The sequence below is a fragment of the Phycisphaerales bacterium genome, assembly GCA_035627955.1.
Taxonomy (GTDB): Bacteria; Planctomycetota; Phycisphaerae; order Phycisphaerales; family UBA1924; genus JAEYTB01.
In genome coordinates this window covers 1-16,407 of record DASPKU010000003.1, presented here as the reverse complement: position 1 = coordinate 16,407, position 16,407 = coordinate 1, and the positions used below count along the sequence as shown (strand labels likewise).

15 protein-coding genes are annotated in these 16,407 nt (G+C 68.7%); 5 read left to right on the top strand and 10 right to left on the bottom strand.

Annotated features, from left to right (window positions below; all coding sequences use genetic code 11):
* Positions 1 to 48: 48 nt before the first annotated feature.
* Complete coding sequence (locus VD997_03275; GenBank protein HYE60995.1) at positions 49 to 858, bottom strand: hypothetical protein; 810 nt, start codon at positions 856 to 858, stop codon at positions 49 to 51.
* 119 nt (positions 859 to 977) lie between these two features.
* On the opposite strand from VD997_03275, the gene VD997_03270 reads away from it, so the two are divergent.
* The gene (locus tag VD997_03270) at positions 978 to 4,388 is read left to right on the top strand and encodes a hypothetical protein (protein HYE60994.1); all 3,411 of its coding nucleotides are present in this window, start codon (positions 978 to 980) and stop codon (positions 4,386 to 4,388) included.
* A gap of 6 nt (positions 4,389 to 4,394) precedes the next feature.
* Here VD997_03270 and VD997_03265 read toward each other — a convergent pair whose 3' ends face one another.
* The 3 genes from VD997_03265 to VD997_03255 all read right to left on the bottom strand — a co-directional run bounded on the left by VD997_03265 (position 4,395) and on the right by VD997_03255 (position 6,400).
* The gene (locus tag VD997_03265; GenBank protein HYE60993.1) at positions 4,395 to 5,285 is read right to left on the bottom strand and encodes a hypothetical protein; all 891 of its coding nucleotides are present in this window, start codon (positions 5,283 to 5,285) and stop codon (positions 4,395 to 4,397) included.
* 79 nt (positions 5,286 to 5,364) lie between these two features.
* On the bottom strand, positions 5,365 to 5,925 hold the full coding sequence (locus VD997_03260; protein ID HYE60992.1) for an NADH-quinone oxidoreductase subunit C: 561 nt from the start codon (positions 5,923 to 5,925) through the stop codon (positions 5,365 to 5,367).
* A 19-nt stretch (positions 5,926 to 5,944) separates the two neighbouring features.
* Positions 5,945 to 6,400 carry a hypothetical protein gene (locus VD997_03255; protein HYE60991.1) on the bottom strand — a complete coding sequence of 152 codons (456 nt, stop codon included), beginning with the start codon at positions 6,398 to 6,400 and terminating at the stop codon, positions 5,945 to 5,947.
* A gap of 340 nt (positions 6,401 to 6,740) precedes the next feature.
* Here VD997_03255 and VD997_03250 point away from each other — a divergent pair, with 340 nt between their 5' ends.
* From VD997_03250 to xerC, 4 genes are all read left to right on the top strand, one after another.
* A complete protein-coding gene (locus VD997_03250) occupies positions 6,741 to 7,004 on the top strand; it encodes a hypothetical protein (GenBank protein HYE60990.1) in 264 nt (87 codons plus the stop codon).
* Positions 7,005 to 7,162: 158 nt separating this feature from the next.
* Entirely contained in the window at positions 7,163 to 8,476 is a 1,314-nt protein-coding gene (locus VD997_03245) for a DPP IV N-terminal domain-containing protein (protein ID HYE60989.1), read from the top strand.
* Between the two features lie 93 nt (positions 8,477 to 8,569).
* Positions 8,570 to 9,361 (top strand): hypothetical protein, encoded by a 792-nt coding sequence (locus VD997_03240; protein HYE60988.1) that lies wholly within the window; start codon positions 8,570 to 8,572, stop codon positions 9,359 to 9,361.
* 145 nt (positions 9,362 to 9,506) lie between these two features.
* Complete coding sequence (gene xerC / locus VD997_03235) at positions 9,507 to 10,514, top strand: tyrosine recombinase XerC (protein HYE60987.1); 1,008 nt, start codon at positions 9,507 to 9,509, stop codon at positions 10,512 to 10,514.
* Between the two features lie 131 nt (positions 10,515 to 10,645).
* On the opposite strand, the gene VD997_03230 is transcribed toward xerC, so the two are convergent.
* The 6 genes from VD997_03230 to VD997_03205 all read right to left on the bottom strand — a co-directional run.
* Positions 10,646 to 11,989 carry a hypothetical protein gene (locus VD997_03230; GenBank protein HYE60986.1) on the bottom strand — a complete coding sequence of 448 codons (1,344 nt, stop codon included), beginning with the start codon at positions 11,987 to 11,989 and terminating at the stop codon, positions 10,646 to 10,648.
* Positions 11,986 to 12,465, bottom strand: coding sequence for a 2-amino-4-hydroxy-6-hydroxymethyldihydropteridine diphosphokinase (gene folK, locus VD997_03225; GenBank protein ID HYE60985.1), 480 nt, complete (start codon positions 12,463 to 12,465; stop codon positions 11,986 to 11,988). Before folK ends, VD997_03230 begins: the two co-directional genes overlap by 4 nt.
* A gap of 145 nt (positions 12,466 to 12,610) precedes the next feature.
* Positions 12,611 to 13,474, bottom strand: coding sequence for a FliA/WhiG family RNA polymerase sigma factor (locus tag VD997_03220; protein ID HYE60984.1), 864 nt, complete (start codon positions 13,472 to 13,474; stop codon positions 12,611 to 12,613).
* A 155-nt stretch (positions 13,475 to 13,629) separates the two neighbouring features.
* Entirely contained in the window at positions 13,630 to 13,929 is a 300-nt protein-coding gene (locus VD997_03215; GenBank protein HYE60983.1) for a hypothetical protein, read from the bottom strand.
* A gap of 213 nt (positions 13,930 to 14,142) precedes the next feature.
* A complete protein-coding gene (locus VD997_03210) occupies positions 14,143 to 15,195 on the bottom strand; it encodes a MinD/ParA family protein (protein HYE60982.1) in 1,053 nt (350 codons plus the stop codon).
* The coding region (locus VD997_03205) for a hypothetical protein (GenBank protein HYE60981.1) at positions 15,192 to 16,407 on the bottom strand (1,216 nt) is incomplete at its 5' end. The genes VD997_03205 and VD997_03210, both read right to left, overlap by 4 nt.

Here is a 16,407-nt window from a genome sequence, read left to right as displayed (position 1 = left end):
AGTGCTCGTGAGAGCGGGCGCCTGGTGGCGCCCGCTTTTGTTCCGTCATCAACGACGACGGCGGGCGACCACCAACAGCGTGCTGATCAGCACGCACGTGCCAGGCGCCGGGATGACGTTGATGAATGCGGGTGTCGCGAACGCCGCCTCCTGAATACTGCCGACATGCTCGGTGGAGTTGGCGAACCAGTTGCCCGTGCGGAGCCCGGAGTCAGGGTCGAGGTTGCCGAACCCGTTGGCTGGGGTTGTGATCGTCAGCAGCCGGGGGTCGAGGGCTGCGCCGATGTTGATCTTGAACTTGAGCACGACGACTTCCTGGTTGGCCGTGCTTGCCGGGGGCAGGTTGGTCGGGCGGCCGGGGGCGTTCTGGTTGATCTGCCCGATGAGGATGCCGCTGCCGCCGCTGGTATTGCCGGTGCCCCCGAACCAGCTGGTCACGTGCGGCAGCGCGATGCGGAGGTAGTTGGTGCCGCTGATGTTGTGCGAGTGCCCGACGTAGGCCTGGGGCGTGGAGAGCGTGCCGTTGGTGCGGACGAACGGGCTCATCTTGCCGTACGTGTTGGGGGCGTCAGTGACCCAGCCGATCGCGTTGATGGGGGTCAGAGAATCGGCGGCGCCGCTGCTCACCCAGTTGCTGATGGTGGGCTGGAAAATCACGGAGCCAAGACCAAGCGCGGGGGCGAGGCCCTTGTACGAGACCAGCACGCGGATGTCGACCGGGGTATTGGGCGCGACGCTCAGCGAGGACGACCAGTTCTCCTGCCCGGCGCGGGAGACCTGGTACTTGACCTCGGTCTGTGCGTGGACGGTGGCGGCAATGCCGACGACGGCCGCGATGGCGGCGATGCGGGTGCGCATGTCTCTTTCTCCTGCGCGGCTTTCGCCGCGTGCACGAGGTTACCGTGGCGGGCGCGCGGTTGTTGCGACAATTCCCGCGTTGTTGAGGGGCGGCGCGGAAGTCCTTACCATCGCGGCTCATGGCACGCAGGACCGGGTCGGGGCATTTCGTGGTTGGTTCGTGGCTCCTGGCCCTGGCGGGCGGGTGTGCGGCTGTGCCGCAAACAGTGCAAGCACAGCAGGTTGCGCCGCGGGATGACCGCGCGAGCGGGATCGATGGGCGCGGGTTCGCCGGCGTGCGTTTCGCGCAGGCGCCGGTCGCGGGGCGGCTGGGCTTTGCGGGGACCAGGGCGTGGTCGTGGGCGGAGGGTTCCACGCGCCGGCTGATCATCGAGGGCGACGTGCGGGCGGTGATCGCCGGGTACACGTTCCGGGCGAAACGCGCCGCGGTGTGGATGGAGGGCGTAGTCGTTGATGGCCGGCCCGCCACACAGGTGTTCGCCTACTTCGAGGAGATGGGCTCGGCCGCCGACCCGGCGGGCGGGGTGTCGATGGCCTCGGAACGGCTGCCGGTGAAGGGTGTTGTTGAGGTCGAAGGACCGGTGCAGATCGCGGCGGACCTGCTGATCGAGCGGGCGCCGGGGCGGGGCGAGGCTGAGGCACTCGTGAGCGCCGGTGAGCAGGCGATGGCGAAGTCGCTGCGGAAGGAGTTGGGCATCGCGGAGCCGAGCGCGGCCGCGGCGCTGCTGCCACGGCTTTCACGGAAGAGCACGGCGGTGCGGCCGCCTCGCGGGCCGCTGCTGCGGCCGGATCAGATTGAGTCGCGGGCGTACTCGCGCCCTCCGGAGGCGGGGGAGGCCGGCTCGGAGCCCCCCACTGCTGCCAGGCAGCGCCCATCGAGCCCACAGGTGCCCGATCGCACGGCCCGTCCGGGGCCGCGGGTGACAGGACAGGATGGTGGGCGGGCAGAGGCGTCGTCGCCAGCGGGGCAGCCGACGGGGGATCAGCAGGCTCAGCGTGCACCTGTGACGGGAGACCAGACGGCGGGGGGGCCGCCGAAGGTGAGCGGGCCGAGTGAAGAGCCGCCGCGGAGCGGCGGGGTACCCATTGGCGGTCCACCCCAGACGGCCGAGAACGAGCCGATCTTTGCGAGCGACGGGATTGTCACGATCGCGGCGGATGACCGCGTGCTGGTGTCGGGAGGGGCGGAGGAGAGCTCGGTCATCGCCACCGGCGGAGTGGTGGTGCAGTACGAGGACCCGCGCGGGCGCGTGCTGACGATGAGGGCGCAGCGAGCGGTGGTCTTCGGCGACCCCGGGAAGCTCACGGACCTTGCGCGGCTGGGCGCGGACGCGATCCGCGGCGTGTACCTCGAGGGCGGGGTCTTCGCCAGCGACGGCACTCACCACGTGAACGCGCCGCAGGTCTACTACGACTTCAGGGCGAACAAGGCCGCGATGATCGACGCGGTGTACTGGACGTTCGACGAGAAGCGGCGCTTGCCGCTGTACGTGCGTGCCAAGAGCATCCGGCAGGAGTCGGCGCGCCAGTTCGTCGCGAAGGACGCTCGCTTCACCAACACCGCGTTCTTCGACCCCGAGCTCGCGATCGGCGCAACGAGCGTCACCATCACCAAGCAGGACGACATCGTTGAACCTGACCCGGAGGAGGTCGCCGAGGGCACGGCGCCCCCAGGGCCGGTGACCGACACGCGGACGATCGTCGATGCGCGGAACATCACCCTGCAGGCGATGGGGATCCCGGTGTTCTACTGGCCGCGGTACAGCGGCGACCCGTCGCAGTTCCCGATCAAGGACTTCCGGGTGGAGAACCGCAGCGGCAGCGGCGGTGCCGTGCGGGCGACGCTGAACGCGTACACGCTGCTGGGGCTGGAGCGGCCGCGGGATACCGAGCTGGACCTGCTGACGGACTTTTACTTCGAGCGCGGCGCGGGCGTGGGCGGGCGCTTCAAGTGGAATACCGCGAAGAGCGAGGGCGGGCTGTTCGCGTACACCCTGCCCAGCGACCGCGGCACCGACATCCTCAAGCCCGGCACGCGCCTGAACCACGACGGCGAGTTCCGCGGGCTGATCGTCGGCGAGGGGCGGTACCGGTTCAATCGAGAGTGGACGCTGATCGCGGAAGCCTCCACCATCAGCGACGCCACGCTGGTGACGGCGCTGTTCCCGCAGATGGCGGAGAACGCGCGGGAGTTCACGAATCGGGCAACGCTGCGGCGGGTGGATGACAACTCGTACCTGTCGCTGCAGGCCAAGGCGACGTTCGAGGACTTCCTGGTCAACGAGTGGCTGCTGCAGAGCCAGGGGTACACGGTCAACAAGCTGCCCGAGGCGTTCTATGCGCGCCAGGCGGACGACCTGCTGGCGAACTATTCACCGGGCCTGCTGACGTGGACGCACGAGTACCGCGCCGGGCGGGTGGAGTTCGTTTTCGATGAGGAGGAGGCACGGGACCGCGGCTTCACGCGGAACTCGCTCTCGCAGCGCGCCTTCGGCATCAACTTCGACCAGTCGATCGCGGACCGGTTGCGCGGGCAAGGGCTCTTCGAGGACGGCGTAACGCGGGGCGACACGCGCCAGGAACTGGCCATTACCACCGAGGCAGGGCCGATCAAGATCATGCCGTACGCGGTCGGGCGTGTGACCGCGTGGGATGACTCCTTCGAGGTGTACTCGCCGGACAATGACGACAACGTGCGGCTGTGGTCCGCGGCGGGCGTGCGGCTATCGACCACGGTGCAGCGGGTGTACGACGACGTCGACTCGCGACTGCTGGACATCCACCGCATCCGGCACCTGATTGAGCCCAACGCGACCGTGCAGGTCGCGGGCACGAGCATCGAGGCGGGCGACCTGCCCACGTACGACTACGAAGTGGAAAGCCTCGCCGACGGCGGCATGGCCCGCATCGGCGTGACGCAGACGTTCCAGACCCAGCGCGGCGGCCCCGGGCAGTGGCACAACGTGGACCTGCTGACGGTGAGCACCGACTACGTGTACAGCACCGACGACGCCACGCGGAAAAGCCCGATCCCGCGGTTCTTTGACTACCGGCCGGAACTGAGCAGCGCGGGCGAGTTCGGCGTGGTGGACGCCGTGCTTCGGCTGACGGACGCGACCAGCATCGCGGGCGGCGTGGTGTACGACTTCGACGCCAACCAGCAGGCGGTGAGCAACGTGGGGCTGCTGGTGCGGCACGCGCCGGGCTTCACCAGCATGCTGGATGCGCGGTACATCAACCCGCAGGACTCGACGTACCTCGTGTTCGGCAGCAGCTACGACCTGACGGAGAAGTACGCAGCCTCCGTCGGCCTGACGTACGACGTCAACGGCGGCGGCTTCCAGAGCACGGTCGTCGAGGTGCGGCGGCGGTTCTCCAGCATGCTGCTGGGTGTCACCGTGTCGTTCAACGACATCACGGGCGAGACGAGCTTCGGGTTCGTGTTCCAGCCGTACGGGGCGCAGGGCAGCGGGCGCTTCTCGGGCGGCGGGGACGTGTTCTCCGGTGGCAGCGGCGGGTTCTTCCGCTGAGCAGCGTCACTTGCCGGGGACTGCCGGGGCGGACGCTTTGGCCTCCGCGGCCTTAGCCTCTTTCTTCTCGGCGTCCTTGAGCTGCGTATAGGCGTACACGGTGAGCATCGCCGGCATGAAGGCCATCTCGCCGGCCTTGAACGAGAGCTCGTCGATCGACTTGATCGTGCCGTTTTCGACCTCTTTCGTGAGGTCCACGATCATCTTGTCGAACACCGTAATCAGGCCGCCCCAGATCTGGTACTCGCGCTCGCTCTTGGGCAGGATGCGGTTCATGCCCGGGATGTTGGTGGGGATGACGAAGTACCAGTTGCCGTCGCGCTGGTCGCGCTTCATCACCATGCCAATGGGCGCGAGCACGGGCTCGCCGTCCCACAGCACGGCGACCGACTCATCGGTCAGGAACTCGGTGCTGAGACGCTGCTCGCTGCGCTGGATCCAGCCGTAGGGGTCGGCGAACAGCTGCTTCATCGTGTCGTTGAACGCGTCGCGCATCTTGTCGCGGCTCTGCGGAGAGCTGCCGCCAACCTGCACGGCGACGTTGCGGCGGCCGCCGCGCTGCTGCGCCATCATTTGGCTCAGGAAGCTGGAGGACTTGCCGTCCTTGGCCGCGGCCTCGGCTTTAGCCTTCAGCTCCCCCACTTCCTTGGGGAACTTGGTGGCGACGGCGGTGCCGAGCTTCTGGAGGTTCCCGAGCAGCTTGCCGAAGCGGGTGAGCAGCTTGCGCATCTCCGGCGTGTCGGCGTAGAGGTAGTTGGGGATCTTGTCGGCGCGCCCCTGCTCAACGCTGGCCCGCAGCGCGGCGATGGTGGCCTCGGGGCTTTCGTGCTTCTCTTCGCAGGCGGGAAGCAGCAGCCCTGAAACGCAGAGAAGCAGCAGGCTGATTCGCTTGGACATGGGCGTGGGTCCTATAGGTCGTATAGGTCCCATAGGACCTATAGGCAGACACCCTTTCTACGGAGCGGGCGCGGGCCCGTTACGACGAGGTGCGGTCCACCACCCGATACGCCTCGCGCTCGCCACGCCCACGGACGGGGTAGTCCTTGCGGAGGGGGTGGGCCGGGTAGCTCTCCCACAGCAGGATGCGGCGGAGGTCCGGGTGGCCCCTGAAGCGGATGCCGAACATGTCGAAGCACTCTCGCTCGTTCCACTCGGCCCCCGGCCAGAGGTCGCAGACCGAGTCGACCACCAGGGCGGGGTCGTCGGCCGTGCCGTCGGTGGGGAGGCTGGGGTTGAGGTAGGTCTTGACGAAGAGCCGGTCAGTGCGGGCGTAGGAGCAGAGGTTCCAGACCACGGCGAAGCGGCCGGGCTGGGGGGCGGGGTAGTTCAGGTAATCGACGCCCCCGACGTCCGAGAGGAAGTTGAAGTCGCAGCGGGGATCGGTCTTGAGGAAGGCGAGGACTTCGTGGGCGTCCTGGGGCTCGACCACGAGCGTGGACTGGCCGCGGAACTCAGCGGCGCGGAACTTCTTGCCGGGGAAGGCCTGCTTGACCACGCCGAAGACGGGGTGGTCGAGTCTGGTGACGGGGTCCTGCATAGGCGGGGAGTGTAGGGATTCAGAGCAGGGCGAGTTGCTCGGGCAGGTGGTGTTCGACGAGGACGATGCCGGCCGGGCGGGGGGTTGCGAGGCGGAGAACGAGGCTGGTGAGCGGGCCCGACCCCAGCGGGGCGGGGGTGACCGTCTCACCGATGGCCGCGGCGTCGGCGAGGAGCGTGGCCTCGCGCGCCGGGTGGTCAGAGAGGGACTCGAACAGACGCACGAGGTGGTCATCGGCGTTGGCGAGCATCGCGGGCGTGAGCATCGAGACTGGGTCGAAGAGGAACGTCCATGGACGGCCACGCTGCTCGGCGGCAGTCAGGAACGAGCGGAGAGAAGGGACGTCGGAGACGGAGCCCTGGGCCGTGGGCCAGATGCAGAGGGGGTTGGGGAGGGCCTGCTCGAGGTGCTGGCACCAGGCGAGGAACTCGGCCCGGGGGGCGGGGAGCCAGGCGGGCGTGTCGCCGGTCGGCACGGAGCGGATCACAACTTGTGCGTCAGCAGGAACTTGAAGTTCAGTAACGGGTATTGCGGACTCGAGGACATAGCGACGGAGACGTCGCCATGGCACCCAGGAGGGGTCCCCGGTGACATCTGAGTTTTCCGGTTCTATCCAGCCGTAGACCGATGAACCGGGCTGGGCGTGGCGGAGCACACGGACCTGCATTGACACACCTTTCGAGCCCGGGCACGGCACGTGGATTGCGGTCGTGCGGGCGGAGATCGTCCGGGCTGGTTCCACCGGCCGGCGGGGTTGTTGCGTTCCGCCGTTCCGCTGGTGGGCCTCCGGGCGAGGGTAGCAGCACGGAGGCGCAATGGTCACGAGCCACGGAGGCAGCCGCGGTCAGCAGGCGGAGTTGTTGCAGCACGAGCGACGCCCCGCGTTCCTGTCGCGGGCGCAGCTGGTTGAGCGGATCCTGGAGCTCAACCCCACGGCCACCACGGAGTTCCTTTCGCGGTTCACCGAGGGGGCCCTCGCCCACTACCTCGAGCACCTGAACGTGCTGGAGGACCCGGGCATCCCGTGGGTGCGGAAGGGGATCGCGCCGGCGATCGTGAGGCGGGAGCCGAGGGAGTAGGACCCTTGGCCCGTTAAGTCGCAGGTCCCAAAGTCCGATGGTGGCAGGTGCCGCGGCGTGTGGCCGCGGGTTGAAGTCCGCGCGCGGGGCAGTCCGATAAACGGATGGCCCTGTCGCGGGCGATACTGCTTTGACGCCCTCGTGCAGAGGTGGGACCTATGAAGACGTGTGCGCAGATCGTGGCCGTGGCCGGGACCGTGCTGGTGGCGGGGTGCGCGAGCGAGCCGCGCCCGGTGCACCGCCCAGAGCCGATGGTGCAGGTGCAGAGCGAGCCTTCGCCGGTGGCGTCTACAGGGCCGCGGGCGCGGCTGCGGATCCCGCCGCCGATGAACGTGTCGCTGTTGTCGGTGCAGGTGAAGCCCGGAGCCTCTGCGAGCGGGCCGCGTGGCGCTTCGGCGCTCACCCTTTCGAGCGACGGGACGGACGAGGGCGGCACGCCGGGCGTGGTGATGACGGGCGTGAGCCGCGTGACGTTTGCCGAGGAGGGCGCGGACTTTGACCCCTGCGTCTCCCGCGACGGGAAGAAGCTGGTGTTCGCCAGCACGCAGCACCGCACCAACGCGGATATCTACTGGAAGAAGACCGACAGCCGCGTGGTGACGCAGCTGACGAACGACCCGGGGCAGGACGCGATGCCGGCGATCAGCCCCGACGGCAAGTCGATCGCGTTCGCGAGCGACCGCACAGGGAACTGGGACATCTACGTCATGCCCGTGACCGGCGGGCGCGCGGTGCAGGTGACCAGCGACAGCGCGGACGACGTGCACCCCTCGTGGTCGCCCGACGGGCGCAGCCTGGTGTTCTCGCGCCAGGGCCAGGCGAGCGGGCGGTGGGAGATGTGGGTGACCGAGGTTGCCAACCCCGCGGTCGCCAACTTCATCGGCTACGGCGTGCTGCCGCAGTGGTGCCCGGTCGCGGGCACGGGCAGCAACGGCAGCGACAAGGTCCTGTTCCAGCTGGGGCGCGAGCGCGGGCGGCGGACCTTCAGCCTGTGGACGGTCGAGATCAGCAACGGCACGACCGGCAACACAACGGAGATCGCCAGCAGCGCGGAGACGGCGCTGATCGACCCTTCGTGGAGCCCCGACGGGCAGTGGGTCGTGTACACCGAGGTGCCGGTGGACGGGTCCGATTCGCGCCCGCAGTGGGCGACGCTGTGGATGATCTCGGGCGAGGGCGAGGGCAAGGTGCGTCTGACCGACGGCACCGGCCTGGCGCTCAGCCCGGTATGGGGCGGCAACGACCGGCTGTTCTTCGTGAGCGACCGGTCGGGCAAGGACAACATCTGGTCGCTGGACCTGGGCCCCGCGGTGCGTTCGGCGCAGGCGGCGCTGGGGGCGGGCGTGTCCCCCACTACCGCGACCGCGGCCGCGCCGGCAAACGCGAAGTTCAACGAGAGCGAGCCGGTCGCGAATGGCCCGGCTTCGATCGAGGAGCATACGACGGCTTCGGAGAAGCACACGGATCAGTGAGTTCGATGGTTAGGACGCGCGGGCAGGATGCTGGCGCGTGAGGATGAGGGCTTCCGAGCTTGCGCTCGGGGCTCGTAGGGTACGAGGGGCAGGATGCCACAACGTGCAAAGCTGAGGTTATCGCTCACGCTCGGGCTCGCGCTCGGCGTGACGCCGTTTCTGGGCGCTTGCGGCGGGCCGAAGGAGCCGCCGTTGACTGCGCCGCGCAAGATCGTTGCGCCGTATGACGTCAGCCGCGGCGAGGTGCTGTGGGCGGTAGTGCCGCTGCGGAACGAATCGGGCACCTCACTCGTCGACATCGGCGCGGTGAGCGACAAGGTGGTCGCGGCCGCGGAAGAGGTCGAGGGCGTGCGGTGCGTGCCGCTGAACCGGACCATCCAGGCGATGAACGTGCTGGGATATACCAGCCTGCGCTCGCCCGCCGAGGCCCGGTCGCTGGCGCAGGCGATGGGCGTGGACGGCGTGCTGGTGGGCAGCGTTACCGCGTACGACCCTTACGTCCCCACGCTCGGCTTGGCGCTGGCGCTGTACGCCCGCCCGGGGTCGATGGCGCCGGGGCGGGAGCCGCTGGACCCGCGGACTCTGGCGACCAAGGGCACCGATGCACCGGCCATGACGTGGAGCCGCGACGAAGGGCCGGTGGCGGTCATCTCTCAGCATCTGGACGCCAAGAACCACCAGGTGCAGATGGATGTGCGGAGCTTTGCCCAGGGACGGCTCAAGGGCCCCACCGCCCTGGGCTGGCGGCGGTACCTGGCCAGCATGGACCTGTACTGCGAGTTCGGGGCGTACCACGCGGTGGATGAGCTGATCCAGCAGGAGTGGGTGCGGCTGCCGGGGGCGGGCCAGACTGAAAAGCGGTCGGCCGAGGCCCCGGAGCGGTAGCGAGCGATTTTTCAGTTTTCGGGCATGAGCGGTCAAGAGGGCCTTGGAATACGCCGAAGCAGTTACTGGACAATCGCCCCGGCGCGAGGTGCAACGGACGCACCCGCGGCGGAGACAGCAGAGACGAACGAGCGGGGAGTCAGTCATGTCGAGTCTGCCCATCACGGATGCGTTTACCGTCTACCTCGCCGATGAGCGGCACTTCTCGCCGTACACGGCGCGGTGCTACGGGGCGGACCTCCGCCAGTTCATCGAGTACCTCGCCGGCGAGCACAAGATCGAGATCAACGACGCCCGTGAGCAGGCGGCGATGGACAAGGCCGCGGCCAGCAAGGGGCAGGTCTCCGGGACCGGCACGCTGACCGAGATCATCTGCGCCAGCAAGGCGGAAGTGGTCCGCGCGTTCCTGGCGCACCTGGGCACGCAGCAGTACTCCGCGGCCACGATGGCCCGCAAGATCGCGACGCTCCGCAGCTTCTACAAGTGGGCGGACCGTCGCGGGCTGTGCGCGGGCAACCCGATGACCGTCATCCGCACGCCCCGCCAGGCCAAGCGGCTGCCAAAGGCGATCACGATCGATCAGGTCGAGCGGCTGCTGGCGGCGCCGGGCGACGCCGAGGTGCTGGGGCGGCGCGACCGGGCGATGCTGGAGACCCTGTACTCCACCGGCATCCGCGTCAGCGAGCTGGTGGGCCTCGCGGTCGAGGACCTGGACCTTGCGGGCGAGGCGCTGCGCGTTCGCGGCAAGGGCAAGAAGGAGCGGATCGTCCCGCTGGGCTCGCACGCCATCGCCTCGATCAACCGCTACCTGGACATGATGCGGGCCGACGCCAAGTTCGGACCCGTAATCAACAACGGCCACTCGCGCCTGCCGCTGTTCATCAACAAGCACGGCGGGCGGCTCTCCTCCCGCTCGGTTCGCCGCAAGCTGGACAAGTACCTCAAGCAGGTCGGGCTCGACCCCTCGATCAGCCCGCACACGCTGCGGCACAGCTTCGCCACGCACCTGCTGGACAACGGCGCCGACCTGCGCAGCGTCCAGGAGCTGCTGGGCCACCAGAGCCTGAGCACGACGCAGGTCTACACGCACCTCTCCACGCAGCGCATGCAGGATGCTTACAACAAGGCCCACCCGCGGGCGCAGGCGAGCTGAGGCTCGCGAACGCACCACCGAGATGAAGACATCTCGGTGGCACGATTCTCGGTTCTACATCCTTGAAGGAACGTGGGCACGGCTTGTAGCGATGGATCGCTCGTCGTGCCCACTACGTTTTTGTGTCTTTGTCATGGGGCCGCGGGCAACGCAGCCGCGGCCTCGAGCAGGCTGCCGATCTCCTGCGCGACCGACTCGGCATCGGCGCGGTTCTCGAGCGGGATGGTGCTGAGGATCTTCTGGGTGGAGTCGATGATGATGACAACGGCGCTGCTGCCGCGGGCGAGGCGGTCCATCTCACCGATCCCGGTAGGGCTGAAGTAGCGCGGGGGCGCGTCCTTCTGCCGGGCGGCCCACGCGTCGTCGATGGTGACGAGCTTGGTGCGGTTCATGTCAGCGAGGTCGAGCACGGGGATGACGACCGGCACCAGCCGGGGGCGGCGTGTGGGGTCGGGCTGCGCATGGCTCACGTCGGCACGGGCGAGGGTCACGGCGCGGGCCCCGATCTCCGCATCCTGCTCAGCGGTGGTGCCCGCGGGCCGGTAGACGACGAGCAGGCCGTAGGTGGGAACGCGGGCGAGGTCGGGTGAGGGAAGGCGGTCCAGCTCGTCCTGGAGCGACCAGGAATCCAGGTCACGCGTCATCAGGCTGAGCGCGGGCAGGCGGCCGCCGGGCATGATCTCCGGTGGGCGGGGGCGCAGGTCCGCCAGCGAGGGGACGGGCTTGCGGCCCTCGAGCGGGATCGTCCACGCGTTGCCGGCCTCCTCGGGCGTGACGCGCAGCTCGATGCGGTCGCCCTCGCGCGAGAGCGGCACGCTCAGGCGCACCAGGCGGCCGTCACGGGCGAACTCGGCAGAGGCGGGGCCGCTGGGGGAGGTGCCGTTGAAGATGACGCCGAGGTCCTTCGTGTACTGCACGCTCGTCCACGACGCCTGGAGGATGGCCGTGACGACACGCCCGATGCGGCCGGTGTCCTCGCCCAGGGCCCATTCAAGCTGCGGCAGCGGCACCGGTGGCACGGCGTTCCAGAGCTCGTCGAGCGTGATCGGCGGTGTCACCGGCGCTTGGAAGTAGAGCTCGGGCTCGCGCGGCGTGACGGCGGTGACGCCAGTGCTGTCGGCCGCGATTTGGAGACGGCCCAGGTCGAGGAACACGCGGCGATCCTGGTGGTGCGCGGCCTCCGTGCCGGCGAACACGCGGAACAGGACGGTGGTGGCGCGCTGCTGTTCGTCCTTCGTGGTCACTGTGATCTGCACGCGTTCGGCGATAGAGCCGACTCGGTAGGACTCGCGAGCGCGGGCGAGGGCCGCGTCGATGGTCTCAGGAAGGTCGATCTGCGGGACCTTCCTGGGCGTGGGGGCGACCTGCTCAATCTCGGCAGGGGTAGGCGGATGAGGGTCGGGCTCGCGCGGCTGTTGCTGGGCGAGAGCGTGTGTGCAGGCGGCGGCGAGCAGGAGCAGTGCGGCGGGCTTCATCGCGCGGATGGTACGCGAAGGGCGTGCAGGAGTTGCGCAACTGTCCGACCGTGCCCAGGCACCACCGCGTCAGGCCAGACCCGGGCGAGGGGTTCGAGCACAAACAGCCGCTCGTGCAGCCGGGGGTGGGGGATTTGGAGCCCCGGCTCGTCGATGGTCAGCCCGTCGTAAAGAAGGAGGTCGAGGTCAAGGGTGCGGGGCCCCCACCGCTGCTCGCTGCCGCGGTCGCGGCCTTGGGTCTTCTCGATGGCGAGGAGGTGCTCGAGCAAGGCGCGGGGCGGGAGCCACGTCTCGAGTTTCGCGGCGGCGTTGAGATAGTGGCCCTGTGGGACTGGGCCGACTGGCGCCGTCTCGAAGAGGTCGGAGGATGCAAGGAGCTTTGAGTCCGGGAGAGCCCCCAGCGCCTGGAACGCCGCGTGGACGTGGGCGCGGCGGTCGCCGATGTTGCTGCCGAGGGCGATGGCGGCGGTGGGCACGGGGGAGTTTAGGAATGAAAAAACCCGCGGCGTGGCGCGGGTTGGTGAGGTCATCTTAGTGGCTGCGAGTCGCCGTCAGTCTGGTACTTCACCCGGAGCGGCTCAATTCCGGCGTCGCGGGAGAGGGCTCAGCGCCGGCGTCTTTTCATTCCACCGGTTCGAGCTCGCGCATGCGGAACTGCATCTGGCTCTTGAGGCGGGCGAGGATGGAGCTGTGCATCTGGCTGACGCGGCTCTCGGAGAGGTCGAGCGTCGCGCCGATTTCCTTCATGGTCATGCCCTCGTAGTAGTAGAGGATGACGATGAGGCGCTCAGAGCGCGAGAGACCCCTGGTGATCAGGTCGCGGAGGTCGCGCCGCTGGATGTCAATGACGGGGTTGCTCTGCGTCTCGTCACGGATGACGTCGATCTCGCGGACGTCGCGCCCGCTGTCGCTGGGGAACGCCCGCTGCGTGAGGCTGCGGGTGGTCACGGCCGAGCTGTCACGCTTGAGCTTGTCGAACTCCTCGCCCTTGACACCCAGCTTCTGTGCGACCTGCTGGTCGGTGGCGGGCTCGCCGGTCTCCTTCTCGATCTGCTGGCGGGCCTGCTCGACCTTGTTGCTGCGGGAACGGACCAGGCGCGGCACCCAGTCCATCGAGCGGAGCTCGTCGAGGATGGCACCGCGGATGCGCGGGGCGCAGTAGGTCTCAAACTTCACCTTGCGGGCGAGGTCGAAGGCGTCGATGGCGTCCATCAGGCCGAAGATGCCCGCGGACATCAGGTCCTCGATGTCGACCTCGTCGGGCAGGCGCGTGTGGATGCGCTCGGCGTTGTAGCGCACGAGCGGGAGGAACTTCTCCATGAGGTAGTTGCGGACCTCCTCGGTGGGGTTCGCCTGGTACTTCTTCCACAGCTCGTTGATGGGCAGCTTGTCGAGCGGGGAGCGGATGTTGGAGGGTTCGGCATGGCGGGCGTTGAACCGCCCGCCGGAACGCAGACCGCTTCGTGGTGCTGACTTGATTGCCATTGGTCGTGTCCTTGACCGTTGTTTGCGTGCGTCGCGGGAAGTGCGCCGCACGCCTGCATCACTGCGCGCCGAGTCGTCCTTGACCGGCGGGCGGAGTATAACGACTCCGCGCCGGTGCAAGGACACAACTGCAAGAATTCAAGTGTTTTTTCGTGTTACGCCGCTGCATGCGTGTTGTCCGCGGAAGTATCCACAGCTTCATCCACAACGACGACGCCGTCGCTGGTGGACTTCGGCACAGGGTTGTCGGCGCGGTAGCGCGCCTCGTGGTCGGTGGTGACGCGCTGCACGATGGCGCCCGCGAGCATGCCGACGATCTGGCAGCCGATCATGGCCGCGATGGCGCGCGAGAGGATGATGCCGCCGTAGTTGCCGGCGGAAAGGCCGCAGGCGATGGCGACCGCGAAGCCCGAAAGCGCGAAGACCGCGGTGACGACGCGGGCCTGGTTGTGCAAGCGGTGCTCCATGAGCTCGCGGGAGGGCGGTTACCGGACAAGGCCGCAAGGCCAGCATCGGCTGGATGCGGGCGCGACTTTGCCGCCGCGCGCGGAATTCCGTGCGCGGGGCGACGGCATAAACCGCAAAGGGCGTACCGGTGCGCGGCCGAGGGTGGGGTGGATGCGAGAGTGCGCGAAGACACGACCATCAGAGCAGGATCGTTGCGCGCATTACTTGCGCAGAAACCCGAACAGACCCCGCTTCGCGGGCTGCTCGACGGGCTTCTTCTGCACGCCCAGCAAGTGGGCGAGCTCGACCGAGAGGGTGCGCAGGTCCTTCGCGACCCTGCTGGTCGGCGCGTGCAGCAGCACGGGCTTGCGGAGTCGCACGCTGGCTGGGACTACGTCATCCTGCGGGATGACGCCCAGAAGCGGCGGCTCGATACCGAGGAAGCGCTTGGCGGTGGCCGCGAGTCGGGCGTGCACGGCCTGACCCTCGGTGGGGTTGCGGGCCTGGTTGATGACGATGGCGGTGCGGAAGCCGGTGCCGGGGGCTTTGGCCGCGCGGAGGTGGGCGACGGCCTTGATCATCGCGTAGGCGTCGGCAATGGAGGTGGGCTCGGGGGTGGCGACGACGAGCGTGAGATCGGCCGCGGCGGCGAACGTGGTGACCGAGTCGGAGAGGCCGGCGCCCGTGTCGACCAGCACGACGTCGGAGTCGGCCTCGAGTTCGGACAAGCCGCGGAGGATGATCTCGCGCTGCTGCGCGGGCAGGTTGGCCATCCGAGAGATTCCGACGGAGCCGGGCACGAGGCGGAAGCCGCCGGGGGCATCGATGGCGATGGTGGCGAGGCTGCGCCGCGGCGGGTTGTGGCCGTACACCAGGGGGTCGGCCTTGGCCTGCTGCACCACGGCGTCGAGGCGCGTGGTGGGCGTCATTCCGCAGAGCACGTCGGCGTTGGCCAGGCCAAGGTCGGCGTCGAGCAGTGTGGCGCGCAGCTTGAGTTCGGTGAGCGCGATCGCGAGGTTGACGCTGGTGGAGGTCTTGCCGACGCCGCCCTTGCCGCTGGTGATGGAGACCACCGGGCAGCGGCGCTCGGGGGCGGGTGCCGCGGCGACGCGGGGCGGCTGCGGCGCGGGCGCGCCGACGCCGTTCATGGCGTCAACCATGGAGCGAAGGCGGGAGGCCTGATCGTCGGGCCGGGGCTGCACGGTGCGGTTGTCGCCGGTGAACTTGAGCCCGCCGGGGAGTGCGCCTGTGATCGAGACGTTGAGAGAACTCACCTGACCAACTCCCCATCAAGCACCAGGCGAGCCAAGCGGTCCGCCTGCGCAAGTTCAATCTGGTCCGGGACTTCCTGTCCGGTGGTGACGTAGCTGACCTTGAGCTTCTGGCCTTGAGTTTGGCCGTGCATCACGTTGAGGAGCACGCCAAAGCTCACGGCCTCGTCCAGTTTACTGAAAATAACCCGCGTCGGCGAGAGGGCGCCGAACTTCTCCGCGGCCTTGAGCAGCACGGGCTCGGCGACCGTGGCCGAGAGCATCAGGTGCGTCTCGTGCGGGCTGCTGGCCTCGATGAAGGTCTGGAGCTCGTCGAGGCGCGTCGCGTCGTGCTGCGAGCGGCCGGCGGTATCGATAAGGATGACATCGTGGTCGGCGAGGCTGCTGCACGCGGCCGCCATCTCGCGGGGCGTCATCACCACCTTGAGCGGCAGGCCGATGATGTTGGCGTACACCCGGAGTTGGTCCACCGCGGCGATGCGGTAGGTGTCGCTGGTGATCAGGCCGACCTTCTTGCCTTGGCGGAGCTTGTACGCGGCCGCGAGTTTGGCGATGGTCGTGGTCTTGCCCACGCCGGTGGGGCCGACGAGGGCGATTGTGAGCGGGCGACCGGACTCATCGTGGGCGCCTGGGCGGGACATCGAGCCCACGACCGGGATGCGGGCTGCGATCGCGCGGAGCATCCCAGCGCGGACGACCTCGGGCTCGGCGAGCTCGGCGGGGGTGAGCTCGTCGCGGACGGCGCCGATGAGCTCCTCGGTAATGGCGGGGGAGACCTGGGCGTCCTGGAGGCGCAGGTAGAGGGCGAAGAGGGGGTCGCTCGCGCCGGCCATGGACGAGAGGTTGGACGCGGCGTTGGGCACCACGGTCGCGGCAGTGGTGCGGGCGGTCGAGAGGACCTGACCCACGAGCCTTTTGATCGCCTGGAGCTCGGTCTGGAGCTCGAGCATGGCGGTCTGGTTGACAGGGGCGAAGGGGACCTTGGTGGTAAGGCGGGCGAGGGGCGGCTGGGTAGGCTGGTCCCCCACTGCTGCGGCGTTGGCAGCGCCCAGCTTCGTAGCCGTGTTGCCGCTGGTCGGCTTGGCCTCGAGCTGCTGCGAAGGGCGGGCGCTCGGCGTTGCTGCCGCGGGCTGCGCGGCCGGGGCGTTATAAATGGTCTCGAGCAGCGCGGCCCCCACCTTGGCCGAGTCGGCGGGCGGGGGCGGCGTGGGGTCC